The organism is Pseudomonas sp. JZ134, assembly GCF_051027695.1.
Lineage (GTDB): Bacteria > Pseudomonadota > Gammaproteobacteria > Pseudomonadales > Pseudomonadaceae > Chryseomonas > Chryseomonas luteola.
In genome coordinates this window covers 823783-848248 of sequence record NZ_CP069250.1, presented here as the reverse complement: position 1 = coordinate 848248, position 24466 = coordinate 823783, and the positions used below count along the sequence as shown (strand labels likewise).

Genomic DNA, 24466 nt, shown 5'->3' with positions numbered 1-24466 from the left:
CCGCTTCAGCACAATAACACGGCCGGCCCGCTGTCCGGGTCCTCATAAGGCAATGGCTGAGCAGCGTTGTAATCGGCAATCAGCTCGCGGGCGCGCGGAGCATCTGCGTCATGCACGGCAATTCCCAGAAGCCCAATAGCAGGCAACTCGCCAATGGCGCCTATCAAATGGCGCCCTGCCAAATGCGCGTCAATACCCTCACTGTCCAGCATGGCCAGCAGCATTTCTGCCTCCAGGAGATCTCGCGGCTCATAGATCCGGAGCATCATTCATCCTCTCGCCGACTTTCGAGAGACCATGTCATACCCTCTGTGTGTAAGATAAAAAAGATAGGTCTGCAACAGACGGGGCAATCCTCATAGTACGACTGATCGCCACCCGACAGGTCTACCACCGCCTCGGCAGGTTCTCCGCAGTAAGGACACTCATACGGTTGGCTTTCCAGCATAATGGGCTCCTAATAGGCTCCGGCACCGTGTTTTTGCGATGATTGGAATCGCCAGGGGCGACATTAACGCCGTATTCGGCTTGCATCTCTCGCTGCGCGCTCTACTATGGCCGCCACTTTGCGACACGTGTCGCCACTTGTTATTAAAAAGAGAACGATATGGGCGAGTTCGAAGCCATTCGACCCTTCAACGATACAGAAGTCCCTGCCGTCTTGGCCCGACTCATCAATGATGAGCAGTTTATCGACATCCTGACCCGCTACCGCTTCCCCAAACTGTCCAGCCCGTTTGGATGGCTGTTAAAGCCTATGCTGCGCCATCGGCTGCGTCAGGAAGTGTCCGGTATCACCAGCGTCAGCATGCTTCAGGACAAACTGGAGCCTTATGTCGATCGTACGATCGAGAAAGCCACCGATGGTGTGACTTATTCGGGCCTGGATAATCTACGTAGCGGCTGTGCCTACTTGTTCATGGCTAACCACCGTGACATCGTCATGGACCCGGCTTTTGTAAATTACGCCGTGTATCATGCCGGGCTGCCAACCCCGCGCATCGCCATTGGCGATAACCTCTTGCAGAAGCCCTTCGTCAGCGACCTCATGCGCTTGAACAAGAGCTTTATCGTCCACCGCTCCATCACCGGACGGCGTGAAAAGCTTGCGGCGTATCAGACGCTTTCGGCTTATATCAATTACTCCATTCGCCAGGATGGCCAGTCCGTCTGGATCGCCCAGGCCGAAGGCCGGGCCAAGGATGGAGACGACCGCACCGATTCAGCCATCCTCAAGATGTTTCACATGGGCTGCAAGGACGACTCCTTTGCCAATATGGTAAAGGCGTTGCACATCGTGCCTGTGTCGATCAGCTATGAGTATGATCCCTGCGATCTGGCCAAGGCCCGTGAACTCTATATTCGTGAAACCACCGGCACCTATGCCAAGGCGCCTGGCGAGGATGACGTCAGCATTGCCTTGGGCATCACGGGCTACAAGGGACGCGTGCATGTGGAGTTTGGCGAGATGCTGACCGGCGAATTCAGCGATGCCAAGCAGCTGGCAACCGAAATGGACCGCCGCATCCTGACCAACTATCGACTTTTCCCTGCCAACCACCTGGCCTATGAGCGCTGGGACGGCCGTGACGAGTCACTGACCGTACCCTCGGCAGAAAGCCTGTTCCCAGCAGACGAGCTGGCTGAAGCTCGGCAGAAGTGGCAGGAGCGCCTCAATAACTGCCCTGCCGAATACCGTCTGCAGATGATCCGCCAATATGCCCAGCCTGTACTGAACAAGTATCGGCTCCTGGCAGGGCGACCACTGGATTAAGTTGGTTGAATCAAAAAAGCCCCGTTGCCGGGGCTTTTTCAGATAACAGACTTACTGCCCGTTAAGAACCTGGGCGATAGTCTGGTCCTTGAAGACGCGGGTCAACGCATCGCTCAGCACATCGCTTACCAGCTTGGTATTGGTTGCCGTATTGGGTGCCATACCGAAACGCTGCTCCAGCGAGGCGCCATAGCGACCGCTGTAGCCACGCATGCTGTTACGTACATCTACCTTGAAGGTTGCGCCAATATTGGCCGAGGTGACGTATAGCTCCTTGGGCGACTGATACTTCAGTTCCGCCAGGGTCAGCGTCAGCTGGGGAGCATTGTAGGCATTGGCCGTTGGCGTGAAGCCCAGCAGACGCACCGCTGATTCCGCTTCAGCCTGAAGTTTTGGAATGACATCGTTGCTCTGGACCGACACGGTACTGGTTTCAGGATACAAACCGCCCCGAGTTCCCAGCGAGAATGACGAGCGACCGTCCACGACACGTACCGAAACAGGCTGCCCGTGCCCGACCGCAGCGATTGGGGCTGTCAGTTTGGGTTGCGGACTCAATTGCTGTGGACTGCTGGCACAGCCGGCAATAGCCAGTCCGGCAACAGCGATCAGACCAAGCAACAAGCGATTGCGCATGCTCTACTCCATCTTCATGTGGGTCGTTGATGGCAGGCAGTATACCCAGCCCGTGAATGCCTGACAGCACTGTATGAGCCGCCGCAAGCGAAACGCTGCAAACAGCAGGGCGACGTGCTCAAATAAATGCATCACGTACACACGAGGCATACCATGTCCATAAGACGCGCAACGCCTACAGACATTCCCTTGCTGGTCGAGATTTGGGAACAGGCCGTCAGGGCAACCCATCACTTTCTACCTGAGGACGACATCGACTTTTTCCGCCCGCTGGTGCGTGACAGCTACCTGCCCAGCCTGGAAACGTGGGTCAGCTTGTCCGATGACGATCAACCTGCAGGATTCATCGGTCTTACCCAGGCCAGCGTAGACATGCTTTTTGTTGATCCAGCCCGGCATGGTCAAGGACATGGGAGGCGACTCTTGCGCCATGCGGCCGGGCTGCACGGCCGACTAACGGTAGACGTCAACGAGCAGAACGATGGGGCCAAAGGCTTTTACCTGGCACAAGGGTTCACCGTGACAGGCCGCTCTGCCGTAGATAGCCTCGGCAAGCCTTACCCTATTCTGCATCTCAAGCAAAAGGCATGAAAAAGCCCGCGCCCTTATCAAGGAGGCGGGCTTTTCAGAACAGGTGATCAGGCGTGAGCGCCACGCACCGCATCCACGTACGGCTCAGCCTTGCGATGGGCACGGATCAGATCGATGAAGTCCTGACCCTCTGCATCACGAGCGTCCAGGTCATAACCTGCTTCAACGAAGAAACCAACGAAACGTTCAAAGTCGTCAGCTCTCAATCCACGGTATGCCTTTACCAGTTTATGCAGGGAAGGCGGCGTATCATCGGCCGGTTCGACTGCGAGAAACAGCTTGATCTTATCGTCGCTGATTTCCTCGCCGATTACCTGCTTTTTGTCCTTACGCATCGCAAAGTACCTGTGCGGAAAACGAGAGGGCCGCATATTACTCCGCCCCACCCCGTCACTCAACGCCCAAAATCATGCTCAGCCGAGCGGTCAGGACTCGAAGCGGGCCGCCATCCAGTCTCGATAGGCCTGGGTTCCCGGCTCGCCCTCACGCGGCGCCCAGGGACCATACTCGTTATCCTGCAAGGCGCGGAAAGGGCCTGCCTTGCATTCGAAGATAACAGTATCAGTCTCAAGCACTACCAGCGAATGATAGAGGCCTGGAGGAAAATCGACCCCACACAATCACCACCCGCTTCAAGCAGACGCTGTCCGGTCAGTGCTCCCTCTTCATCAAAGAACAGGACACCAATACGTCCCTTGAGCACCAGCAGCGTTTCGGCCTTGGTCAGGTCCAGATGCCGGTGAGGCGCAATGTAGGTGTCTGGCTGCATGCCGATTGACAGGCGATGACAGGGCTCATCCATGGTATGAAAACCATGGTGGTAGCGCAGGCGAGGACTGTCTGCCGCCTGTTGGGTAAGCCCGGCGAACAGTACCTGATCGATGAACGCCGGACCCCGCATATCAGAGACCTTTTACCGCGTAGATACCGGGTGCGTTGCGCCAATAGCCCTTGTAGTCCATACCGTAGCCAAAAATGTAACGATCGATACAGGACAGCCCGGAATAAGTAGCTTTCAGGCCAGGAACGGCCTTGCGATCATGATCCTTATCGATCAGTACGGCCGTATGCACCGCCTTGGCACCGGCATGCTTGCAGAATTCGATGATGGCATTGAGCGTATGCCCTTCGTCGAGAATGTCGTCGACGATCAGTACATCACGGTCAATAAAGGAAATTTCCGGCTTGGCCTTCCAGAACAATTCACCGCCAGTTGTCTGATTGCGATAGCGGGTCGCATGCAGATAGGACATCTCCAGCGGAAAATTGAGCTTGGTTGCCAGCTTGCCGGCAAAGATCAAACCGCCATTCATCACGCAGAACATGACAGGATTACGGTCAGCCAGATCAGCCGTAATTGCCTCGGCCACCTTGCCAATGGCTGCCTCTACCTGGCTTTCGTCGAACAGGCAGTCGGCCTCCGCCATGACATTACGGATATGATCGAGATCGGCGGACATAGGGGACTCTCCAGACATGGTACACACCTGCCTGCGGGGCAGGCTTGGGTAAAAGGCGGCAAAGTTACCGGGCTAACCGTCGGCGAGCAAGCCAATCGCGACAAAACATCTGCCCGAAAGGGACCCTAATGATTTAATCTAGCGTAATTTTGCCAGTACGCCGGAGACCATTCCCATGCCCATCCATGAAATTCGACATCCGCTGATCCGCCACAAGCTTGGATTGATGCGGCGGGCCGATATTAGCACCAAAAATTTTCGGGAATTGGCACAAGAAGTCAGCGCCCTGCTCACCTATGAAGCTACAAAGGATCTTCCTGTCGAAAATGTCGACATCGAAGGCTGGTGTGGCACCGTAGCGGTTGAGAAGATTTCTGGCAAGAAGGTAACAGTCGTACCGATCCTGCGCGCCGGCATCGGCATGCTTGACGGCGTCCTCAGCCTCATTCCCAGCGCCAAGGTGAGCGTGATCGGCTTGGCGCGCAACGAGGAAACGCTTGAAGCCCATACCTATCTGGAAAAGCTCGTCGGCGAGCTCGATCGCCGTCTGGCCATGATCATCGACCCGATGCTGGCGACGGGCGGCTCCATGATTGCCACCATCGATATGCTCAAGAAAGCAGGCGCCAAAGAAATTCGTGCATTGGTCCTTGTAGCTGCGCCGGAAGGCATTGCTGCGGTCGAAAAGGCTCACCCCGATGTCAGCATCTATACCGCCTCCGTAGATCAGCGTCTGGATGAGCATGGCTACATCCTCCCTGGACTTGGTGATGCCGGTGACAAGATCTTCGGCACCAAGCAAAAGGACACCTGATAGTGCAGTCTCATAACGATCCGCTATGGCGACAGATTTTGTCTGGCGCACAAATGCTGTTTGTCGCCTTTGGCGCATTGGTCCTGATGCCGCTCATTACCGGTATGGATCCAAACGTTGCGCTCTTTACTGCCGGATTGGGCACGCTCTTGTTCCACCTCGTGACAGGCCGTCAAGTGCCGGTCTTCCTGGCGTCAAGCTTTGCGTTCATCGCTCCGATCATTGCGGCCAAGGCCGAGTTCGGTCTGCCTTCCGTGCTGGGTGGCGTGGTCGCGGCCGGTTTCGTGTATACCTTCCTGGGCCTAGCCGTTAAGCTCAAGGGGATTGGCTTCATCGACCGGCTCCTGCCCCCGGTCGTGATTGCACCAGTCATCATTTCCATTGGTCTTGGCATGTCCCCGGTGGCAGCTAATATGGCCATGGGCAAGGCTGGCGATGGCAGTGCGCAGCTGGTCCCCTATGCCACCGCCATGCTGGTCTCCATGCCTGCGCTGATAACCACGCTGATTGTGGCTATCTACGGCCGTGGCATTTTCAAGCTGGTACCGATCCTGGCCGGCATCATCGTGGGTTACACCCTTGCGTTCCTGTTTGGCCTGGTGCATACCGATGCGATTGCTGCAGCCCCCTGGCTGGCCGTTCCCCATTTTGTCGCCCCCGAATTCCACTGGGGAGCGATCCTGTTCATGGTGCCGGTCGCCTTGGCGCCAGCCATCGAACATGTGGGCGGCGTTATTGCCGTGGGTGGCGTCACTGGCAACAACTACCTGAAAAAACCTGGCCTGCACCGTACCTTGCTGGGTGATGGTATCGCCACTTCATCGGCCGGCCTGTTTGGCGGACCGCCCAATACGACCTACGCCGAAGTAACCGGCGCGGTCATGCTGACCAAGAATTACAACCCCAAGATCATGCTGTGGGCGGCCGGCTTTGCCATTGCCCTCGCCTTCGTCGGTAAATTCGGTGCCGCCTTGCAGAGCATTCCAGTGCCGGTCATGGGCGGCATCCTCTGCCTGCTGTTCGGTTCGATTGCCGTGGTCGGCCTCAATACCCTGATTCGTCATCAGGTCGATCTGTCCGAGGCACGCAACCTTGTAATCGTATCGGTGACCCTGGTCTTTGGGATCGGCGGCATCGTGATCGGTAATGGCGAGGTTGGTCTGAAGGGCATTTCGCTTTGCGGCATTGTAGCCATTGGGCTCAACCTGCTACTACCGGGACACAATCACTGGCGTAAGGACGCACCGCCGCCGGATAGTCTTCTGTAAAAAAAAGCCCCGCTAGAGCGGGGCTTTTTATATTCAGATTCTAGACTCACACCGCACGGGGCACCCGCTCACACAGGGTGGTGAGCGCATCAACCCACGCGGGATGATCATTTAGACACGGCACCAGTACCAGCTCCTGACCACCGGCTTCTTCAAACTGCTCCTTGCCGCGCATGCCGATTTCTTCCAGCGTCTCGATACAGTCCGCGACAAACGCAGGACACATTACCAGAAGACGCTTCACTCCCTGAGCAGCCAGCTCATCGAGGCGTGCCTCGGTGTAAGGCTCGATCCACTTGGCGCGGCCAAGGCGCGACTGGAACGAGAAGGACCACTGATCCGGCCTCAGGCCTGCCTCGCGGGCAAACCCTTCCGCTGTGCGGATACATTGCGCACGGTAGCAACTTTCCAACACCGTACCCTTGGCGTTCTGGCAGCAGTCAGTGCCCTTCAGGCAATGTGTACCGCTTGGGTCGGACTTGTGCAGATGCCGCTCAGGCAGACCATGAAAACTCATCAATACATGATCGAACGGCTGCTGGAGATAGGATTCGGTGCTCTTAACCAGCGCCTCCAGGTACTCAGGCTGGTCATAAAACGGCGGAAGCACATGCATCTTCAATTTCAGCCGCTGCTCCAGAATGACCTTGCGAGCCAGCTCCACAGCGGTAGTGACCGTGCTGTCGGCAAATTGAGGATAAAGCGGCGCAAAAGTAACTTCGGAAACGCCCTGCTTCGCCAACCGGGTCAATACCGACTCAATGGAGGGTTCGCCGTACCGCATCGCCAACTCCACCGGGCCATGGGTCCATTTGGCGCGCATGGCATCCTGCAGGCGACGGCTGAGCACAACCAGCGGAGAACCCTCTTCCCACCAGATGGACGAATAAGCATGGGCCGAGGCCGCCGGCCGCTTGGCCAGGATCAGGGAGACCAACAGGCGACGCGCGGGCCATGGCAGATCTACTACGTAGGGGTCCATCAGGAACTGGTTGAGATAGCGCCGTACATCAGGTACCGACGTCGACGCCGGGGAGCCCAGGTTGACGAGCAATAATGCGTGATCAGTCATGAATAGTCCTTAGCGCGCAGCAGGTCATTCAGTGCCGCGTCCAAATCGGTAAAGCGAAAGGTATAACCTGCATCCAGCAATCGCTGAGGCAAGGCTCTCTGCCCACCCAGCAGCAGACTCGACATCTCTCCCATCAGGCGCAAGGCAAAGGCGGGAACAGGTATTCGTGCGGGACGATGCAGTGCACGTCCTAGAGCCTGTGCAAAATCGGCATTACGTACCGGTTGTGGTGAACACAGATTATAAGGGCCACTGGCCGACTCCTGGTTCAGAAGAAAATCGATGGCCCCGATTTGATCTTTCAAATGAATCCAGGGCATCCATTGACGTCCGCTGCCCAGGCGCCCGCCCAGGCCCAGGCGAAACATAGGCAAAAGACGCTGCATAAAGCCATCATCCGCGGCCAGCACCAACCCTGTCCGAAGGGTGACGACACGAACCCCCAGAGCCTCTGCCTCATTAGCGACCTGCTCCCAGGCTACACATAGCTCGCTGGCAAAGTCATGACCAGGGACCGCATTATCCTCCTTGAGCGGCTTCTCTCCCCCATCGCCGTAATAGCCGACAGCAGATCCGGAAAGCAGCACCCTGGGCGGCTTTGGCTGCGCCCTCATCCAGTCCGCCAGGGATTCGGTCAGCGCAATCCGGCTTCGCCAGAGTTCAGCCTTGCGCGATGACGTCCAAGGCTTATCCGCTATAGGCGCGCCGGCCAGGTTGATAACCGCATCGACCGGCTCGCCGTTTATTTCGTCCAGACGGGCAATGGCACGCACCGAGGCGCCGCACTCACGGGCCACTTTGTCGGGCGAACGGCTCAACACGGTCAGGCTATGCCCTTTCGTCAGCCAGTCATGACACAACGCCCGGCCGATCAAGCCTGTACCGCCGGTCAGCACTATATGCATGTCGTCGTTCCTTCATCATTTGGGGCCAAATTAACGCGTCGCGCTGAAGACCTCTTCAGGTTTGTTTGTTAAGGTCATAGTGCAACTGGATCAGCTTTGTCACAGTCGTACTCGTAGAGCCTGCTTAATTGCAAAACGTTCGTCGACAGGTTCTGCCAAGACAAGCGAGGCCTTTCATGACAGCACCCATCGCCATCATCGGCGCCGGCATTGCCGGGCTTTCCGCCGCCCATGTCCTCAACGCGGCAGGACATGAGGTTCATCTGTTCGAAAAAAGCCGTGGAAGTGGAGGCCGTATGGCCAGCAAGCGGAGCGATTTCGGCTCGCTTGACCTGGGAGCCCAATACTTCACTGCCCGTGACCGCCGTTTCATCGATGCGGTCAGCCAATGGCGCATCCAAGGCTGCGTAGCGGAGTGGGACCCAGCCCTGTACCAGTACCGGGCGGGCGCGCTCGCACCCTCTCAGGATGAGCAGCCGCGCTGGGTTGGTATACCCCGTATGAGTGCTATTACCCGAGTCATGGTCGGGGATCTGCCGGTGTCCTTTGGCTGCCGGATTACCGAAGCATTCCGTGGCCCCCAACATTGGTCCCTGCAGGACGCCGACGGTCACAACCACGGCCCGTTCAGCCACGTTATCATCGCAACACCTGCACCCCAGGCGACGCCGCTCTTGGCCACTGCGCCAAAGCTTGCCGCAGTGGCGGCCGGTGTGGTGATGGATCCGACCTGGTCGGTTGCACTGGCCTTCAAGACGCCGCTTGATACGCCTGTTGAAGCCTGCTTCGTTCAGGAAGGTGAGCTGGACTGGTTTGCTCGCAACCGCTGCAAGCCAGGCCGGGAAACCGATTACGACACCTGGGTTCTCCATGGAACCAGCGCCTGGAGTCGAGAACACTTGGATGCACCCAAGGAACAGGTTATCGAACAGCTTCATGGTGCCTTTGCCGAACTCATCGGTTGCGCAGTACCCGAACCGGCCTTCACGCTGGCTCATCGCTGGCTTTATGCACGTCCGGCGCAAGGCCATCAATGGGGCGCGCTGGCTGACGCGGACCTGGGTATTTATGCGTGTGGAGACTGGTGTGGTACAGGCCGTGTAGAAGGTGCCTGGCTGAGCGGTTTTGATGCCGCCAGCCGTTTGCTTGATCATCTGGAATGACCTCATCCAGCGCCGCGCAAGGCTCGCGGCGCTCCGCAGCACACCTACCTTGCGTCTGATTTGTCGAATTATCACCGCCACCTCTGGTCAATAACGATATTGAACTTGTACAAGAATAATAGTTTGTATAAGTTTTGTACGTTCAATTTTGGAGGTGGCGCATGCCTTTTCGCCAATCGACGTCATTACCTCGTCCCAAGCTAGGAATCAGCGCTTGCCTGCTGGGCGAGCCGGTCCGCTACAATGGCGGACACAAGGAATCCCGCTTATGCAGCCACACGTTTGCCGAACATTTCGATTTTGTACAGGTGTGTCCGGAAATGGCGATTGGCCTGGGTACGCCCCGTGAACCGATCCGTCTGGTAGGCACACCTGAACAAACGCGGGCCGTAGGTACAGTCAACCGGGAACTCGACGTAACGGATGCGCTGGCCAACTATGGCAAGAAAATGGCGGCCGAGCTGGATGATCTATCTGGATTCATCTTCATGCAAAAATCGCCTTCCTGCGGAATGGAGCGCGTAAAGATCTATTCAGAACACGGCATGCCCAGTCAGCCTGAAGGCCAGGGTGTATTTGCTCGTGTCTTCTGTGAGCTTCGCCCAGAGTTACCGGTTGAGGAAGCAGGTCGGCTGAATGACCCTGTGCTCCGGGAAAACTTCGTGACACGTGTGTTTGCCTATGCACAGTGGCAACAGCTGTTGCGCGAAGGCCTGACACGCAAAGCGATCCTGGGCTTTCATTCCCGCTATAAGTACCAGCTGATGGCCAATGCCCCCGAGCAGTTCAGAACACTGGGACGCATGCTGGGTGAAATCGGGCTGCACGATCCACAGGAGCTGGGCCCTCACTACTTCAAGGGTGTGATGAGCGCACTCAAGCGTTGCGCTACCCGGGGAACCCACTGCAACGTCCTGTATCACCTGTTTGGTTATTTGAAGAATGCGCTGAGCCCGGCGGATAAAGAAGAAATGCAGCGCCTGATCGAGCAGTATCACAGCGGTATTGTTCCACTGGTGGTGCCCCTGACACTGCTCAAGCATCACTTCCGCCGCCATCCCCATGACTACGTAATCGAGCAATCCTACCTGCAACCGCACCCGGAAGATTTGAGCTTGAGAAATGCCATCTGACATGCAGTCCATACCCAGCAAGTCCCCAACAGAAATCGAAGGGGACGGTGACTATCAGGCCGCCTTGAATGAAGGCTGGCTTCCCATACGTGAAGTTGCGCGACGCACGGGGGTCAATGCCGTCACACTTCGAGCCTGGGAGCGACGCTACGGGCTGATCATTCCCAAGCGAACACCTAAAGGGCACCGCCTTTATGGTGAAAGCCATATCGAGCGCATTAAAAACATTCTGGCCTGGATCAACCGTGGCGTTGCTGTCGGCCAGGTCAAGGCACTGCTGGACAGTCAGCGCCCGCTTTCATCGCCCAATGACACCCCCTGGGTCGCGCTGCGCCAGGAAATGCTGGACGCTGTGCGTGAGCTGAATGGACGCCGTCTGGATGAAGCTTATAACCGAACGGCAGCCCTTTACCCGCCCCGGGTGCTGTGCGAACAATTGCTGATGCCGCTGGTCGAGCATCTTGAACAGCACCGCAAAGCGCCTCTGATCGGCTCCCTGGAGCAATCCTTTTTTCTGTCCTGGCTGCGTAGCAAGCTTGGGGCACGGATTTACCACAATAATTATCAACTCAAAGGGCAGTCCGTTCTGCTGGTCAGTCTGGCTGAAACGCCAATGAATGCCGGACTCTGGCTCAGCGCCTGGCTATTGAGCAACGCCGACTGTCCAATTGAAACATTGGAATGGCCGCTTGCGCTGGATGCCTACGCACTGGCCGCCGAACGCATGTCGCCGCGCTGCCTTGTACTGTATTTAAATGCTCCGCTGGAATCACAGCAGATACAACAGCTGCGCAGGTTGGCTGAGACATGCCCTGCCCCCGTCATCATTGCCGGTCCGGCCGCCAAATTACTGGATGACGTCAGCAAAACCGCATTGAATGTGGCCTATGACCCTCTGGATGTCTTTAGCCGTCTTCAGGCATTGGGGTTGATGGCAGAACACGTATGACCCAACTCGTCTGGTTCCGTACCGATCTTCGTGTACGGGACAATACGGCATTGGCTGCCGCTTGCGCAGCAGGACCAGTGCTGGCCCTTTATCTGATTACACCCGAACAATGGCAGGAACACGACGACTCTCCTGCCAAGGTCGACTTCTGGCGCCGGAACCTGAAAGTCTTGGCCGAGACGCTGCATACGCTCAATATTCCCCTGTTGATTCGTCAAGTGGCTCGCTGGGCTGATGCGGCCGCTATTGTCGCCAAGCTAAGCCAACAACATGGTATTCAGACCGTTCATGTCAATGCTGAATATGGTGTCAACGAACAACGTCGTGATGATGCAGTAAAGGCAGCGTTGGACTGCAATCGAATAGGCTTTCAGCGTCATCTGGATCAGCTGTTTTTCGAGCCTGGCTCAGTGCTTACGAAGAGTGGGGGTTACTTCAAGGTCTTCGGCCAGTTTCGTAAAACCTGCATCAATCTCCTACAGCATAGCCTTCCACCGCTTAGCCCGCCGCCCCATGTCCAGGCCGTGCGCTCCATCGAATCGGATCCCGTATCTAACCAGATCCCCTCCTATGCGGCAGTCTCGAGCGTGATACAGCAGCAATGGCCTGCAGGCGAAAATGAAGCGCATGCCAGACTGCGTCGCTTTGTCGATGAGCGCATGGAGGTATATCACCACGACCGGGACTTTCCTTCTCGCCCTGGTACCAGTGAGTTATCCGCTTATCTTGCAGCAGGCGTGCTCTCCCCTCGCCAATGTCTGCACGCGGTGTTGAGCGCCAACCGGGGCGAGCTGACGACCGGAGCGCTAGGCGCATCGACCTGGATCGACGAGTTACTATGGCGAGAGTTCTACAAGCATATTCTGGTAGGTTATCCCCATGTTTCGATGAGCAGAGCGTTTCACCCGCATACCGAAGCGCTACCCTGGCGGCGGGATACAGACGACCTTGACGCATGGAAATACGGCAAAACCGGTATTCCGATCATTGATGCAGCCATGCGTCAGATGCGTGAAACAGGCTGGATGCACAACCGGCTGCGCATGATCACTGCCATGTTTCTGAGCAAGAATCTGTTAATTGACTGGCGCGAAGGTGAACGCTGGTTCATGCAAAACCTGATCGATGGCGATCTGGCTGCCAATAATGGTGGATGGCAGTGGAGCGCCTCGACTGGCACTGACTCCGTGCCCTATTTCCGAATATTCAATACCTATTCGCAATCGGAGCGGTTTGATCCCAAGGGACGCTTCATTCGTACCTGGGTTCCAGAGCTGGCCTCGCTCGATAACAAGGCTATTCATAACCCGCTCAAGCGGTGGCAGCGTGCCATCAAGGACTACCCAGCGCCTATCGTCGAAGTCAAGGAAAGCCGTGAACGCGCCTTGATGGCGTTCAGAAACCTGCCCAAGCCTGCCAAACGCCAGGCATGAAAAAGCCGGACTTCAAGGTCCGGCTCTGGCGAAACGACTATGAATCAGATCGTGTGGCTGTAGAACAGCGCGTACGATTCGATACCGTCGTTAGGATCCTTGATACCTGCGTTGGAGTAATGCGTCGCGCGAATGCCTACTCGCTGGGTTTCGCCGATCTTTACGCCTGCGCCAATGCGGTCTTCAAAGTTGAAGGCTGAGCCCAAATCCTTTTCACCGACACGAGTGCTTGAAAAGACAGACACACCGATACCGGCTTCGATAAAGGGTTTAACAGAACCGTTACCGAACTCGTATACAAATACCGGAGCAAAGGACAGGGAATGCTTGGCGGAAGAGTAATGGTCAGCGCCTTCCCAGTAGGTATAGCCAGCATCCCAGTAACCTGTCAGGCGTCCCGTGGATGTCTCCCACCAGCTCTTGTTCCAGTCGAAGCCCATTCCCAGACGATACGTCATATCGCCTTGGCCCGTTACACCTACTGCGCCGGACACCTCAGCCGCCTGAGCGGAAAGAATGGATCCGGCAGAAAGCGCGGCCACAATGGCCAATGGAAGCAATTTTTTCATCTGAAAGTCCTTGTATTATTTTGTAACACGTACAACGTTACATTATGGGAGACACTTCTCATCCTGAAAAGGTAGCAAACTAACTGATTTCAGAAAGGCAGCGTTTCCACTGACGCAACTTTGCCCCATAGGATAGGCAACACCGTCGAAAACTGCTCGACATCCCCACTTGTCCAGAAACGGCATTCCAAAGGAGTGTCCGTTGCCATCTGGTCTTTCTCGTAGATCAACGAACTCAGTCGACGTGCGACCGCCGAGCCGGTGTCGATGAGAGTAACTTCAGCAGGCAGCAGTTCCCTCAGCAAAGGCTTCAGGAAGGGATAATGCGTACATCCCAGAATGATCGTGTCACAACCAGCCGCCAGCAATGGAGCTACATAGCCTTTCAGCAGCGCCCGGGTCAAAGGACCAGTCAGGTCCCCGATCTCTACCCGCTCCACTAGCCCCGGACAAGGTTGAGTGACGACCCTGACCGTACTGGCGAAGCGATCCAGCAAGGCGGCAAATCGTGCGCTTTGAAGCGTTCCAGTGGTTGCCAGAACCCCCACCACACCCGACTTTGTCGCTGCAGCCGCCGGCTTCACCGCAGGCTCCATACCCACGATAGGCCACTGTGCATGACATTCCCGCAGGTCGTTTACAGCCGCTACGGTAGCTGTATTACACGCGAGCACCATCGCCTTGGCGCCTTTCTCGAGAAAGAACTCAGCTACCTGCTGGCAACGCTCACGAATGAAAGCCGGATCTTTTTCCCCGTAAGGAATATGAGCACAATCCGCTGCATATAACAGCGACTCACCCGGTAGAAGCCCATGAATTTCACGCAGGACGGACAATCCGCCTACGCCAGAATCAAAGACACCAATAGGTGCATTACTCGGCATGGCGTTTCCCACATACCTCACAAGCAGGATCACGGCGCACTTTCAGCTCTCTGAAGCGTGACGTGAGCGCATCAATCAACAGCAGGCGCCCCACCAGAGGAGAGCCGAACGCTGCAAGCAGTTTCAAAGCTTCCAACGCCTGAAGGCTTCCTACCAGTCCTACCAAAGGCCCTACGACCCCAGCTTCACTGCAGGTTAGCTCCGTCTCGCTGCCATGACCGTAGAGGCAGTGATAACACGGACTGTCTTCACGTCTTGGGTCAAATACGCTGAGCTGCCCTTCAAGTCGAATGGCAGCACCACTTACCAAAGGCCGAGCCGCGGATACACACGCGGCATTTACAGCCTCTCGAGTGGAAAAATTATCGGAGCAGTCCAGCACGACGTCTACGCGTTCGACCGCTGCAGCCAGAGAGTCGGCATCTAAGGCAGTTCGGTAAGCGTTATAGGTGATTTTAGGATTGATCGCCTGCAGCCGATCCAGCGCCGAATCCACTTTGCTACGCCCTACCTGGGCCGTGTCATGGATGACCTGCCGCTGCAGATTGGTCATGTCGACCGTGTCGAAATCGGCAAGATGCAACTCCCCCACACCAGCGGCGGCCAGATACAGCGCAACCGGGGAGCCCAGGCCACCCAGGCCTATGATCAGCGCCCTGCCCTGCTTGAGACGCAGCTGCCCTTCTATATCGATCTGAGGCAATAAAATCTGCCGGCTGTAGCGCAACAGCTCCGCATCGCTCAGCACGGCCGCTGCCCCAGTGTCACGCGCTCATGCCCACCCAGATCGCGACGGCTTTCAACCGATATGAAGCCCTGCTCAGTCAGTAGCGACCTGACCGCTGGAGCCTGATCGAACCCATGTTCCAGAAGCAGCCATCCACTGGGTAACAAATGTTCCGGGGCCTGCTGAACGATAAGGCGAATATCATCCAGACCATCGTCACCCGCAACCAATGCAGAGGCAGGCTCGTAGCGAACATCCCCTTCATCAAGGTGCGGATCATTGTGTGGAATATAGGGAGGATTGCTGACAATGACGTCAAACCGCTCTGCGGAAAGCGCAGCGAACCAATGACTTTGCTGAAAAGAGGCATTCGAAATGCCCAGTCGTGCCCGATTTCGCTCAGCGAGCACTACCGCGCCGTCTACACGATCCACCCCCATTACCTGCCACTGCGCACGCTCATGGGCCAGCGCCAGGGCGATGGCACCAGTACCTGTTCCCAGGTCAAGCACGCGTCTGCGTTCGGCATCTGTCAGAGCCAGCGCAGTTTCAACCAGAAGCTCCGTGTCAGGGCGCGGTATCAGGGTATCAGGCGAGACCTCGAGATCGAGCGACCAGAATCCTTGATGGCCCAGGATATAAGCTATCGGTTCCCCGTCTCGACGACGCTCGATAAAGGTGCTGTAAAGATCCTTGGCTTCACGCGTCACAATACGTTCAGGCCAGGTACGCAGGAAGCTACGCGGCTTTCCCAGCGCAGCCGCCAACAGCAATTCGGCATCCAGACGCTCGCTGGGTGAATCCGGCAGGCGCGCTTCCTTGAGCAATGCCCCGATAGTGGCCATATCAGTCCCCCAAGGCCGCCAGTTGGTCGGCCTGATATTCCTGCAGGAGAGGCTCGATGACCTGTTGCACCGCGCCCTCCATGACTTCACCCAGAGAGTACAAGGTCAGGTTGATACGGTGATCAGTCACACGGCCCTGTGGAAAATTATAGGTCCGGATACGCTCGGAACGATCCCCTGAGCCTACCAGCAATTTACGGGTGCTGGCGATAGCCTGCTGATGTGCCGCCTGTTGCTGGTCATTGAGCTTGGCCGCCAACCACGCCATGGCCTTGGCGCGGTTCTTGTGCTGTGAACGCTCTTCCTGGCACTCAACGACAATACCGCTGGGAAGGTGCGTGATACGAATGGCCGACTCGGTTTTGTTGACGTGCTGACCACCGGCGCCGGAGGAGCGATAGGTATCAATACGCAAATCCGCCGGGTTGATCTCCACAGCTGCCTGCTCATCAGGTTCCGGCAGCACAGCCACCGTACAGGCCGATGTATGAATTCGCCCTTGAGACTCGGTCTCGGGAACCCGTTGAACACGATGGGCGCCAGACTCGAATTTGAGCTTGGCGTAGACGTTGTCGCCCTCTACACGGGCAATCACTTCCTTGTAGCCACCATGCTCGCCCAGGTTCTCGGACATGACCTCTATGCGCCAGCCTTGACGCTCGGCATAGCGCGAATACATGCGGAACAGATCCCCGGCAAAAATGGCGGCCTCATCTCCACCGGTTCCGGCACGAATCTCAAGGAAAACGTTGCGACTGTCATTAGGATCACGAGGCAGCAGCATTCGCTGTAGCTGATTTTCCAGGTCGATCAGTGCGGCTTCTGCCTGCTCGGCCTCTTCTTCGGCCATAGCCCGCATTTCCGGGTCGTTGTCCTTTAGCAGGGCACGAGCGCCTTCCAGATCGGCCTGCACCTTGCGAAATTCCCGAAGCGCCATGATGACCGGCTCGATTTCTGCATATTCCTTCGAATAAGCACGAAACTGGGTCTGGTCACTGATTACGTCGGCATCACCGAGCAGCGCTGTCAGCTCCTCGAAACGATCATTTAATCCATCGAGCTTTTGCAGCAGAGAGGCTTTCATTTTTTATCCACGCCCTCGTCGAGAGCGAACAGTTCCTGAGCCAAAGCCAGCGCATCGATGCGCCCTTCAGCAGACAATTTCTTGAGTTGCACACTAGGCGCGTGCAACAACTTGTTGGTCAGGCTACGTGCCAGCGCGGCCAGCACCTGATCAGGCGCAACACCATTGGCGAGCTGCCGCTGAGCACGAGCCAGTTCGTCATCACGCATCTGCTCGGCCTGTTGCCGGTAGGCTCGCAATACATCCACCGCTGCCAGCTCACGCAGACGATGCATGAACTCATCGACCCCAGCCAGCACCAGTTTTTCGGCCGCCTGGGCAGCGCCCTGCCGGCTCTTAAGGTTCTCGGTGATGACCTCATGCAGATCGTCGACGGTGTACAGGTACACATCGTCCAGCTCGCTAACCTCCGGCTCGATATCGCGCGGCACTGCAATATCCACCATGAACATCGGCTTGTGCTTGCGCTGCTTGAGCGCACGCTCAACGGCCCCTTTACCCAGGATGGGCAACTGGCTTGCCGTCGAGCTGATCACGATGTCGCTATTGGGCAGCTCTTCCGGAATATCGGCAAGCAGAATCGTATGCGCCCCGAACTGCTCTGCCAGGTGACTGGCGCGCTCGAGTGTCCGGTTGGCGACCACAATCCGCTTGACGCCCTGCTCGTAGAGGTGCCTTGCCACCAGCGTAATGGTTTCTCCTGCGCCAATCAAAAGCGCCTGGCTGCGATTGAGATCACTGAAGATCTGCCTGGCCAGGCTTACCGCAGCAAAGGCAACCGAAACCGGGTTTTCGCCAATGGCGGTATCGGTACGGACACTTTTCGCCGTGTTGAACGTTGCCTGAAAAAGACGCCCTAACAAGGGGCCTACGGTGCCCGCTTCGCGTGCTACCGCGTAGGCTGATTTCATCTGGCCCAGAATCTGCGGTTCGCCCAGGATCATGGAGTCCAGACCGGACGCTACACGCATCATGTGCTGGACCGCCTCGTCATCCTCATGAATGTACGCGCAGGCACGCAACTCATCCAGCGAGAGATGATGATAGTGGGCGAGCCATGCCAGAACGTTGTCCGGAAGGGGCTGCTCCATTTCCAGATAGAGCTCACTACGGTTACAGGTCGACAGAATGGCCGCCTCGCGACTCAAGGTCTCCCGGCACAGTTGCCGTAATGCCTCTACCATTTGCTCAGGGGTGAACGCTACACGTTCGCGTACATCCACTGAGGCGGTCTTGTGATTGATGCCAAGCGCGAGGAAAGCCATGCAGAATCGCTAAGTTTTTTGGAAAGCCGGTAATTGTCCTACGTCGTCGATTGAACGACAACTATCAGGCCCATGTGCTTGCCTAATACCTTGTGGCATGATGGGCTGAATGCAGAGAGGCCGTTTCGATCTCATGACTAAATATCTCGCGCTGCTGACCACTGCGCTGCTATTGGGTGGCTGCCAAAACCTGGCCAGCCACACGAATTCCGAACAAACCAAACCTGAACAGGCTACACCTGCTGCTGCGCCAGCCCAGCCGGAAAAGTACGGCTCCTTCAGGGAAGACACCTTATATGACCTGCTGGTTGCAGAACTGGCCGGGCAACGCAATCGATTCGATATTGCATTGGCCAATTACGTCGAACAGGCCCAGAGCACTCAGGATCCCGGCGTAGCCGAACGCGCGTTTCGCATCGCAGAATACCTGGGTGCAGACAGTTCCGCCTTGGATACCTCTGTTATATGGGCGAAGAACGCGCCAGACAACCTTGATGCCCAACGCGCTGCTGCCATCATGTTGGCACGTGCCGGCCAGTACGACGAATCCATGACCTACATGGAGAAAGTTCTGCAGGGCCAGGGCGACACCCATTTCGATTTTCTTGCCCTGTCGGCAGCCGAGACGGACGCAGACACCCGCGCGGGCCTGCTCAAAAGCTTTGATCGCCTTCAGGCCAAGTACCCCGAGAACGGCCAACTGCTGTTCGGCAAGGCCCTGCTGCTTCAGCAGGACGGACGAGTCGACGAGGCGCTGACGTTACTGGAAGATCACCCTGCCGCCAGACATGAAGTGGCACCGCTGCTGCTCAGAGCCCGCATGCTTCAGAGTCTTGGTCGTAGCAAGGAAGCCCTTCCGCTGCTGGAAAATGGAATCAAGGAGCATCCGGACGATAAACGTCTGCGCCTCGCTCATGCCCGCCTGCTGGTTGAGCTAAACAAGCTTGATCAGGCCAAGCAGGAGTTTGCGGACCTGGTCGCACAGTTTCCCGACGATGACGACCTTCGCTTTTCCCTGGCATTGGTATGCCTGGAAGCCGAGGCCTGGACTGACGCACGCACCTATCTGGAAGAACTGGTTCAGCGTGGCAGCCACGTGGACGCGGCCCACTTCAACCTGGGGCGTGTCGCCGAGGAATTGAATGATCCCGAACAGGCGCTGACCCAATACGCATTGGTCGGCCCGGGTAGCGACTACCTACCCGCCCAGCAGCGTCAGGCTGAAATCCTGATGGGTCAGGGGCGATTCGAAGAAGCCAAATCGCTTCTTGCAGCCTCTCGCCAACGCCAGCCTGACTATGCGGTCCAGCTCTACCTGCTCGAGGCCGAAAGCCTGACCAACAACAATCAGTCGGAGGCGGCCTGGAATACCATCCAGCAGGGCCTCAAGCAGTATCCAAACGACCTCAATTTACTCTATACCCGTGCCATGGTATCGGAGAAGCGCGGAGACCTTAGTCAATTGGAAAGGGATCTACGCCTTATTCTCAAGCAGGATCCCGACAATGCCATGGCGCTCAATGCACTCGGCTACACCCTGGCCGACCGTACGACCCGCTACGCCGAAGCACGCACGCTGATCGAGAAAGCTCATCAGATCAATCCTGATGATCCCGCTATCCTCGATAGCATGGGATGGATCAATTACCGCCAGGGCAAGCTTGATCTTGCAGAGCAGTATCTACGCCAAGCCCTTCAGCGCTTCCCCGATACCGAGATCGGCGCACATCTGGGCGAAGTTCTCTGGGCGCGAGGCAAGAAGCAGGAAGCACGCAAGGTATGGGCGGCGGCTGCTGAACAGTCCCCTGATAACGCCGTGCTACGTAGCACGCTCAAACGATTGACAGGCTCAGAAACACTGTGAAATTCAATATCCGCTTTATCCTCATAACGGCATTTCTGGCATTCCTGGCCGGGTGCGCGGGTCAAGTGCCCCATGAAACGGTCGAAGGGCATGGCAACAGCGCGGCCTGGAAGGCTCACAAGGCACGCATTACGACGCTGGACGGTTGGCAAATCAACGGCAAGGTAGGTATCCGTGCTCCCAATGATTCCGGCAGTGGCACCCTATTCTGGCTTCAACGGCAAGGGTATTTCGATATACGCCTGTCAGGACCTCTAGGCCGTGGCGCAGCCCGTCTGACGGGACGCCCAGACGACGTCACGCTGGAGGTAGCTAATCAGGGGCGTTACCACGCAGACTCCCCCGAGGCGCTTCTTGAGCAGCAGCTCGGCTGGCGCTTACCCGTTTCCCATCTGCTCTGGTGGGTGCGTGGACTTCCAGCTCCAGACAGCCGCAGCCAACTTACACTGGACGGCGACAGTCACCTGTCCCGCCTCGTCCAGGACGGCTGGACCGTAGAGTACACCCGCTACACCGAACAGAATGGCTACAGCCTGCCCGAGCGCTTGAAGATCAAAGGTCAGGACCTCGATGTGACACTGGTTATCAAGGACTGGCAGCCACGCCAGCTAGGCCAATGAAAGACGTGTTGACCTTACCGGCCCCAGCCAAGCTGAACCTTTTCCTTCATATCCTGGGTCGGCGCGACGACGGCTACCACGAGTTGCAGACACTGTTTCAGTTCGTGGACTATGCCGATGAGCTCAAGTTTGCGCTGCGTGATGACGGTCAGATCCGGTTGCATACCGTCCTTCCCGGTGTTGAACATGATTCCAACCTGATCGTTCGTGCCGCTCGGCTTCTCCAACAGACAACTCATTGCTCTCTTGGAGCGGATATCTGGCTGGATAAGCGGCTGCCCATGGGCGGTGGTATCGGAGGCGGCAGCTCGAATGCAGCGACTACCCTGCTCGGGCTGAATTACCTCTGGAAGCTCAACGTCAGCGAAGAGGCACTGGCAGAGCTTGGCCTTACCCTTGGCGCGGACGTTCCGGTATTCGTGCGAGGCAAGGCAGCCTGGGCGGAAGGGATTGGTGAGCGACTGACGCCGGTAGAGATAGAAGAGCCCTGGTATCTGGTGGCTGTTCCGCAAGTGTCTGTAAGTACAGCAGAAATTTTTAACGATCCCCTGTTGACACGTGACACGCCTCCCAGTAAAGTTCGCCCCGTTCTCGAGTGGGGCGGTCGAAACGATTGCCAGAGCGTGGTAGAAAAGCGTTATCCAGAAATACGTAACGCTTTGATCTTGCTAAACAAATTTGTTTCAGCTAGATTAACCGGCACTGGTAGTTGCATATTTGGGGGGTTCCCAAATCAGACCGAAGCTGTTAAAGTTGCGGACCAACTTCCAGCTACCCTGCCAAGCTTCGTAGCTAAAGGAAGCAACACTTCAATGTTGCACCGTAAACTGGGAAGTTTGTTCTGAGAAACAGGTACAACTGTATCTGAAACGTCACAGGGGCGTCGCCAAGCGGTAAGGCAGCAGGTTTTGATCCTGCCATGCGTTGGTTCGAATCCAGCCGCCCCTGCCATTTCCTTTTCATCAGGTCCACCCTCAGCCGGCAGGTACTGCAGCGTGTCCAAGATGATGGTCTTTACGGGGAACGCTAACCCCGATCTGGCACGGCGCATTGTGCGTCAGCTGCACATTCCTCTAGGTGATGTTTCCGTCGGTAAATTCTCCGATGGCGAAATCAGCGTCGAGATCAACGAAAACGTTCGTGGTAAGGACGTCTTCCTGATTCAGCCGACCTGTGCACCTACGAACGATAATCTGATGGAACTGGTCGTGATGGCTGATGCCTTCCGCCGCTCCTCAGCTACCCGAATCACCGCTGTTATCCCCTACTTCGGCTATGCACGTCAGGATCGCCGCCCGCGCTCCGCACGCGTTGCTATTAGCGCTAAAGTAGTGGCCGACATGCTTACCGTTGTCGGTGTCAACCGAGTTCTGACTGTCGATCTTCATGCCGACCAGATTCAGGGTTTCTTTGACATTCCCGTTGATAACATCTATGGCTCCCCCGCTCTGGTCGACGATATCGAAGACCAGCGTTTCGAGAACCTGATGATTGTTTCTCCCGACATTGGTGGTGTTGTTCGCGCACGCGCCGTGGCTAAAAGCCTGGGCGTAGATCTTGCGATCATCGACAAACGCCGTCCGAAAGCCAACCAGTCCGAAGTGATGCATATCATTGGCGACATCGAAGGCCGCACCTGCGTGCTAGTCGACGACATGGTTGATACAGCCGGTACACTTTGCCATGCCGCCAAGGCTCTGAAAGAGCATGGTGCATCCAAGGTATTGGCGTATTGCACGCACCCCGTGCTTTCCGGACGCGCAATCGAGAACATCAACACTTCCGTTCTTGATGAGCTTGTCGTTACCAACACCATTCCGCTTTCTGCTGCTGCGCAAGCCTGCACTCGTATCCGCCAGTTGGACATTGCTCCAGTGGTAGCCGAAGCTGTGCGTCGTATCAGCAATGAGGAATCCATCAGCGCCATGTTCCGTTAAGAACTGGTGTTGGTATAACGGCCCCGCATCATGCGGGGCTTTTTAGTCAATGGTCTGATCGCTGGTCGCAAGTGACTCAGGCAATTGTCTTTTTTAGGAGACTACAAATGGTCGACTTTACTCTGAATGCCCAAGCGCGTTCCGACCTGGGGAAAGGTGCGAGCCGCCGCCTGCGTCGTAATGCCGAACAAGTTCCTGCCGTAATTTACGGCGGTGAAAAAGCGCCTGTATCCGTTACGCTGGAAGGCAAGGATCTGGCCAAGCTGTTGAACAACGAGGCTGCTTTCAGCCACGTAATCAACCTGAACGTTGACGGCCAGAACGAAAGCGTTCTGATCAAGGCACTGCAGCGTCACCCTGCCAAGGGCTACGTTATGCATGCTGACTTCCTGCGTGTAGTGGCTGGCCAAAAGCTGACCGCAACCGTTCCGCTGCACTTCATCAATCAGGAAGCTGCCATTGGCGTTAAGCAAGGCGGCGGTGAAGTTTCGCACAACGTGAACGAAGTAGAAGTCTCTTGCCTGCCAAAAGACCTGCCTGAGTTCATCGAAGTCGACATGTCCAAGGTCGAGCTGAACCAGATTGTTCACATGAGCGACCTGAAGCTGCCGGCTGGCGTTGAGCTGGTATCCCTGGCTCATGGCAGCGACCTGCCAGTAGCAAGCATCCACCTGTCCCGCGTCCAGGCTCCGGCTGAGGGCGAAGGCGAAGGTTCTGCTGAGTAAGGCATTGCCTAAGGCTTGTTGAGGAGAAGGTAACGCCTCTACAGCAGACTATTATGAGCGCATCGCCCTGATGCGCTTCTCGATAGGGTTACTCTGTCTGTATAGTCGCTGCCTTAACCTCATAGACAAACTTAGGAAGAAGGGCTCCCGTTATGACTGCCGTACAACTGATCGTTGGCTTGGGTAATCCAGGCGCTGAATACGAACAGACGCGGCATAATGCGGGGGCCCTTTTTGTTGAACGTCTTGCTGCTCAACATCATGTCAATCTAGTCGCTGATCGCAAGTATCATGGCCTGACGGGCCGATTTACACATGACGGCCATGATGTTCGCCTCTTGATTCCTACGACCTACATGAACCGTAGCGGCCAAGCGGTTGCGGCGCTTGCAGGTTTTTACCGTATTCCTGTGGAATCCATTCTGGTCGCCCACGATGAGTTGGATATGCCGCCGGGTGTTGCCAAGTTGAAAAAAGGTGGCGGGCACGGTGGTCATAACGGCTTGCGCGATATCATTGCCCAATTGGGCAACCAAAACGGTTTTCATCGCCTACGGCTTGGCATTGGCCATCCGGGGCATAGCAGTCTAGTCTCCGGCTACGTATTGGGCCGCGCGCCACGTGCCGAACAGGAACTGCTGGATACCAGTATCGATTTTGCCCTCGGCGTGCTGCCGGACATTCTGGCCGGGGATTGGACCCGTGCCATGCAGCGCTTGCATAGCCAGAAGGCCTAACCTACTCCGCG

The 24466-nt window shown here is 56.6% G+C and carries 27 protein-coding genes, 1 tRNA gene and 1 pseudogene; 15 read left to right on the top strand and 14 right to left on the bottom strand.

Going from position 1 to position 24466, the window contains the following annotated elements; genetic code table 11:
* Positions 1–5: 5 nt before the first annotated feature.
* Positions 6–266 (bottom strand): DUF2007 domain-containing protein, encoded by a 261-nt coding sequence (locus JQR86_RS03765; protein WP_010795597.1) that lies wholly within the window; start codon positions 264–266, stop codon positions 6–8.
* Positions 266–448 carry a CPXCG motif-containing cysteine-rich protein gene (locus JQR86_RS03760; protein ID WP_010795598.1) on the bottom strand — a complete coding sequence of 61 codons (183 nt, stop codon included), beginning with the start codon at positions 446–448 and terminating at the stop codon, positions 266–268. The genes JQR86_RS03765 and JQR86_RS03760 overlap by 1 nt, the downstream gene beginning before the upstream one ends.
* A gap of 159 nt (positions 449–607) precedes the next feature.
* Between JQR86_RS03760 and JQR86_RS03755 the strand changes: the two genes are divergently transcribed.
* Positions 608–1774 carry a 1-acyl-sn-glycerol-3-phosphate acyltransferase gene (locus JQR86_RS03755; protein WP_434154362.1) on the top strand — a complete coding sequence of 389 codons (1167 nt, stop codon included), beginning with the start codon at positions 608–610 and terminating at the stop codon, positions 1772–1774.
* A 51-nt stretch (positions 1775–1825) separates the two neighbouring features.
* Here JQR86_RS03755 and JQR86_RS03750 read toward each other — a convergent pair whose 3' ends face one another.
* Entirely contained in the window at positions 1826–2410 is a 585-nt protein-coding gene (locus tag JQR86_RS03750; protein ID WP_074822384.1) for a YajG family lipoprotein, read from the bottom strand.
* Between the two features lie 153 nt (positions 2411–2563).
* On the opposite strand from JQR86_RS03750, the gene JQR86_RS03745 reads away from it, so the two are divergent.
* The gene (locus JQR86_RS03745; protein WP_286787891.1) at positions 2564–3001 is read left to right on the top strand and encodes an acetyltransferase; all 438 of its coding nucleotides are present in this window, start codon (positions 2564–2566) and stop codon (positions 2999–3001) included.
* Between the two features lie 47 nt (positions 3002–3048).
* Here the strand turns inward: JQR86_RS03745 and JQR86_RS03740 are convergent, their stop codons facing one another.
* From JQR86_RS03740 to JQR86_RS03730, 3 genes and pseudogenes are all read right to left on the bottom strand, one after another.
* Positions 3049–3336, bottom strand: a complete 288-nt coding sequence (locus JQR86_RS03740; protein ID WP_010795602.1) for a PA4642 family protein — start codon at positions 3334–3336, stop codon at positions 3049–3051.
* A gap of 90 nt (positions 3337–3426) precedes the next feature.
* Positions 3427–3902 (bottom strand): annotated as a pseudogene (locus JQR86_RS03735) (WbuC family cupin fold metalloprotein).
* A gap of 1 nt (position 3903) precedes the next feature.
* A complete protein-coding gene (locus JQR86_RS03730) occupies positions 3904–4461 on the bottom strand; it encodes a hypoxanthine-guanine phosphoribosyltransferase (protein WP_010795604.1) in 558 nt (185 codons plus the stop codon).
* 175 nt (positions 4462–4636) lie between these two features.
* Between JQR86_RS03730 and upp the strand changes: the two genes are divergently transcribed.
* Positions 4637–5275, top strand: a complete 639-nt coding sequence (upp, locus tag JQR86_RS03725) for a uracil phosphoribosyltransferase (RefSeq protein WP_010795605.1) — start codon at positions 4637–4639, stop codon at positions 5273–5275.
* 53 nt (positions 5276–5328) lie between these two features.
* Positions 5329–6543: a uracil-xanthine permease family protein gene (locus JQR86_RS03720; RefSeq protein WP_019364865.1), complete on the top strand. Its 1215-nt coding sequence runs from the start codon at positions 5329–5331 to the stop codon at positions 6541–6543.
* Between the two features lie 46 nt (positions 6544–6589).
* Here JQR86_RS03720 and hemH read toward each other — a convergent pair whose 3' ends face one another.
* Positions 6590–7615, bottom strand: a complete 1026-nt coding sequence (hemH, locus tag JQR86_RS03715) for a ferrochelatase (RefSeq protein WP_434154360.1) — start codon at positions 7613–7615, stop codon at positions 6590–6592.
* Entirely contained in the window at positions 7612–8520 is a 909-nt protein-coding gene (locus JQR86_RS03710) for a TIGR01777 family oxidoreductase (RefSeq protein ID WP_010795608.1), read from the bottom strand. The genes hemH and JQR86_RS03710 overlap by 4 nt, the downstream gene beginning before the upstream one ends.
* 176 nt (positions 8521–8696) lie before the next feature.
* Here JQR86_RS03710 and JQR86_RS03705 point away from each other — a divergent pair, with 176 nt between their 5' ends.
* The 4 genes from JQR86_RS03705 (at position 8697) to phrB (ending at position 13198) form a co-directional block, all read left to right on the top strand.
* Complete coding sequence (locus JQR86_RS03705) at positions 8697–9683, top strand: NAD(P)/FAD-dependent oxidoreductase (protein ID WP_434154359.1); 987 nt, start codon at positions 8697–8699, stop codon at positions 9681–9683.
* A 161-nt stretch (positions 9684–9844) separates the two neighbouring features.
* Positions 9845–10816, top strand: coding sequence for a YbgA family protein (locus tag JQR86_RS03700; RefSeq protein WP_122041749.1), 972 nt, complete (start codon positions 9845–9847; stop codon positions 10814–10816).
* Position 10817: 1 nt separating this feature from the next.
* Entirely contained in the window at positions 10818–11765 is a 948-nt protein-coding gene (locus tag JQR86_RS03695) for a MerR family transcriptional regulator (RefSeq protein WP_434154358.1), read from the top strand.
* Positions 11762–13198, top strand: a complete 1437-nt coding sequence (gene phrB / locus JQR86_RS03690; RefSeq protein ID WP_407362258.1) for a deoxyribodipyrimidine photo-lyase — start codon at positions 11762–11764, stop codon at positions 13196–13198. The genes JQR86_RS03695 and phrB overlap by 4 nt, the downstream gene beginning before the upstream one ends.
* Before the next feature lie 44 nt (positions 13199–13242).
* On the opposite strand, the gene JQR86_RS03685 is transcribed toward phrB, so the two are convergent.
* From JQR86_RS03685 to hemA, 6 genes are all read right to left on the bottom strand, one after another.
* On the bottom strand, positions 13243–13767 hold the full coding sequence (locus JQR86_RS03685; protein ID WP_074822353.1) for an acyloxyacyl hydrolase: 525 nt from the start codon (positions 13765–13767) through the stop codon (positions 13243–13245).
* A gap of 89 nt (positions 13768–13856) precedes the next feature.
* Positions 13857–14651 (bottom strand): glutamate racemase, encoded by a 795-nt coding sequence (murI, locus tag JQR86_RS03680; RefSeq protein ID WP_407362259.1) that lies wholly within the window; start codon positions 14649–14651, stop codon positions 13857–13859.
* A complete protein-coding gene (locus JQR86_RS03675) occupies positions 14641–15399 on the bottom strand; it encodes a molybdopterin-synthase adenylyltransferase MoeB (RefSeq protein ID WP_407362260.1) in 759 nt (252 codons plus the stop codon). Before JQR86_RS03675 ends, murI begins: the two co-directional genes overlap by 11 nt.
* Positions 15393–16223, bottom strand: coding sequence for a peptide chain release factor N(5)-glutamine methyltransferase (gene prmC / locus JQR86_RS03670; RefSeq protein WP_312270383.1), 831 nt, complete (start codon positions 16221–16223; stop codon positions 15393–15395). The genes JQR86_RS03675 and prmC overlap by 7 nt, the downstream gene beginning before the upstream one ends.
* 1 nt (position 16224) lies before the next feature.
* Positions 16225–17307 carry a peptide chain release factor 1 gene (gene prfA, locus JQR86_RS03665; protein WP_125887448.1) on the bottom strand — a complete coding sequence of 361 codons (1083 nt, stop codon included), beginning with the start codon at positions 17305–17307 and terminating at the stop codon, positions 16225–16227.
* Positions 17304–18572: a glutamyl-tRNA reductase gene (gene hemA, locus JQR86_RS03660; protein ID WP_150346695.1), complete on the bottom strand. Its 1269-nt coding sequence runs from the start codon at positions 18570–18572 to the stop codon at positions 17304–17306. Before hemA ends, prfA begins: the two co-directional genes overlap by 4 nt.
* A 133-nt stretch (positions 18573–18705) precedes the next feature.
* Between hemA and JQR86_RS03655 the strand changes: the two genes are divergently transcribed.
* The 7 genes from JQR86_RS03655 (at position 18706) to pth (ending at position 24455) form a co-directional block, all read left to right on the top strand.
* Positions 18706–20436, top strand: coding sequence for a tetratricopeptide repeat protein (locus tag JQR86_RS03655; protein ID WP_407362261.1), 1731 nt, complete (start codon positions 18706–18708; stop codon positions 20434–20436).
* An 8-nt stretch (positions 20437–20444) separates the two neighbouring features.
* Positions 20445–21056: a lipoprotein insertase outer membrane protein LolB gene (lolB, locus tag JQR86_RS03650; RefSeq protein WP_026003815.1), complete on the top strand. Its 612-nt coding sequence runs from the start codon at positions 20445–20447 to the stop codon at positions 21054–21056.
* Positions 21053–21901, top strand: a complete 849-nt coding sequence (ispE, locus tag JQR86_RS03645; protein ID WP_019364855.1) for a 4-(cytidine 5'-diphospho)-2-C-methyl-D-erythritol kinase — start codon at positions 21053–21055, stop codon at positions 21899–21901. The genes lolB and ispE overlap by 4 nt, the downstream gene beginning before the upstream one ends.
* 31 nt (positions 21902–21932) lie before the next feature.
* A tRNA-Gln gene (locus JQR86_RS03640) sits at positions 21933–22007 on the top strand.
* Between the two features lie 44 nt (positions 22008–22051).
* The gene (locus tag JQR86_RS03635; RefSeq protein ID WP_019364854.1) at positions 22052–22993 is read left to right on the top strand and encodes a ribose-phosphate pyrophosphokinase; all 942 of its coding nucleotides are present in this window, start codon (positions 22052–22054) and stop codon (positions 22991–22993) included.
* Between the two features lie 107 nt (positions 22994–23100).
* Complete coding sequence (locus JQR86_RS03630; protein ID WP_010795623.1) at positions 23101–23718, top strand: 50S ribosomal protein L25/general stress protein Ctc; 618 nt, start codon at positions 23101–23103, stop codon at positions 23716–23718.
* Between the two features lie 152 nt (positions 23719–23870).
* Entirely contained in the window at positions 23871–24455 is a 585-nt protein-coding gene (gene pth, locus JQR86_RS03625; RefSeq protein ID WP_010795624.1) for an aminoacyl-tRNA hydrolase, read from the top strand.
* Positions 24456–24466 lie beyond the last annotated feature (11 nt).

Excerpts from the sequence above, each read along its gene's own strand:
- JQR86_RS03765 (WP_010795597.1), bottom strand. The coding sequence starts at position 266 with ATGCTCCGGATCTATGAGCCGCGAGATCTCCTGGAGGCAGAAATGCTG.
- JQR86_RS03760 (WP_010795598.1), bottom strand. The coding sequence starts at position 448 with ATGCTGGAAAGCCAACCGTATGAGTGTCCTTACTGCGGAGAACCTGCC.
- JQR86_RS03755 (WP_434154362.1), top strand. The coding sequence starts at position 608 with ATGGGCGAGTTCGAAGCCATTCGACCCTTCAACGATACAGAAGTCCCT.
- JQR86_RS03750 (WP_074822384.1), bottom strand. The coding sequence starts at position 2,410 with ATGCGCAATCGCTTGTTGCTTGGTCTGATCGCTGTTGCCGGACTGGCT.
- JQR86_RS03745 (WP_286787891.1), top strand. The coding sequence starts at position 2,564 with ATGTCCATAAGACGCGCAACGCCTACAGACATTCCCTTGCTGGTCGAG.
- JQR86_RS03740 (WP_010795602.1), bottom strand. The coding sequence starts at position 3,336 with ATGCGTAAGGACAAAAAGCAGGTAATCGGCGAGGAAATCAGCGACGAT.
- JQR86_RS03730 (WP_010795604.1), bottom strand. The coding sequence starts at position 4,461 with ATGTCCGCCGATCTCGATCATATCCGTAATGTCATGGCGGAGGCCGAC.
- upp (WP_010795605.1), top strand. The coding sequence starts at position 4,637 with ATGCCCATCCATGAAATTCGACATCCGCTGATCCGCCACAAGCTTGGA.
- JQR86_RS03720 (WP_019364865.1), top strand. The coding sequence starts at position 5,329 with ATGCTGTTTGTCGCCTTTGGCGCATTGGTCCTGATGCCGCTCATTACC.
- hemH (WP_434154360.1), bottom strand. The coding sequence starts at position 7,615 with ATGACTGATCACGCATTATTGCTCGTCAACCTGGGCTCCCCGGCGTCG.
- JQR86_RS03710 (WP_010795608.1), bottom strand. The coding sequence starts at position 8,520 with ATGCATATAGTGCTGACCGGCGGTACAGGCTTGATCGGCCGGGCGTTG.
- JQR86_RS03705 (WP_434154359.1), top strand. The coding sequence starts at position 8,697 with ATGACAGCACCCATCGCCATCATCGGCGCCGGCATTGCCGGGCTTTCC.
- JQR86_RS03700 (WP_122041749.1), top strand. The coding sequence starts at position 9,845 with ATGCCTTTTCGCCAATCGACGTCATTACCTCGTCCCAAGCTAGGAATC.
- JQR86_RS03695 (WP_434154358.1), top strand. The coding sequence starts at position 10,818 with ATGCAGTCCATACCCAGCAAGTCCCCAACAGAAATCGAAGGGGACGGT.
- phrB (WP_407362258.1), top strand. The coding sequence starts at position 11,762 with ATGACCCAACTCGTCTGGTTCCGTACCGATCTTCGTGTACGGGACAAT.
- JQR86_RS03685 (WP_074822353.1), bottom strand. The coding sequence starts at position 13,767 with ATGAAAAAATTGCTTCCATTGGCCATTGTGGCCGCGCTTTCTGCCGGA.
- murI (WP_407362259.1), bottom strand. The coding sequence starts at position 14,651 with ATGCCGAGTAATGCACCTATTGGTGTCTTTGATTCTGGCGTAGGCGGA.
- prmC (WP_312270383.1), bottom strand. The coding sequence starts at position 16,223 with ATGGCCACTATCGGGGCATTGCTCAAGGAAGCGCGCCTGCCGGATTCA.
- prfA (WP_125887448.1), bottom strand. The coding sequence starts at position 17,307 with ATGAAAGCCTCTCTGCTGCAAAAGCTCGATGGATTAAATGATCGTTTC.
- hemA (WP_150346695.1), bottom strand. The coding sequence starts at position 18,572 with ATGGCTTTCCTCGCGCTTGGCATCAATCACAAGACCGCCTCAGTGGAT.
- JQR86_RS03655 (WP_407362261.1), top strand. The coding sequence starts at position 18,706 with ATGACTAAATATCTCGCGCTGCTGACCACTGCGCTGCTATTGGGTGGC.
- ispE (WP_019364855.1), top strand. The coding sequence starts at position 21,053 with ATGAAAGACGTGTTGACCTTACCGGCCCCAGCCAAGCTGAACCTTTTC.
- JQR86_RS03630 (WP_010795623.1), top strand. The coding sequence starts at position 23,101 with ATGGTCGACTTTACTCTGAATGCCCAAGCGCGTTCCGACCTGGGGAAA.
- pth (WP_010795624.1), top strand. The coding sequence starts at position 23,871 with ATGACTGCCGTACAACTGATCGTTGGCTTGGGTAATCCAGGCGCTGAA.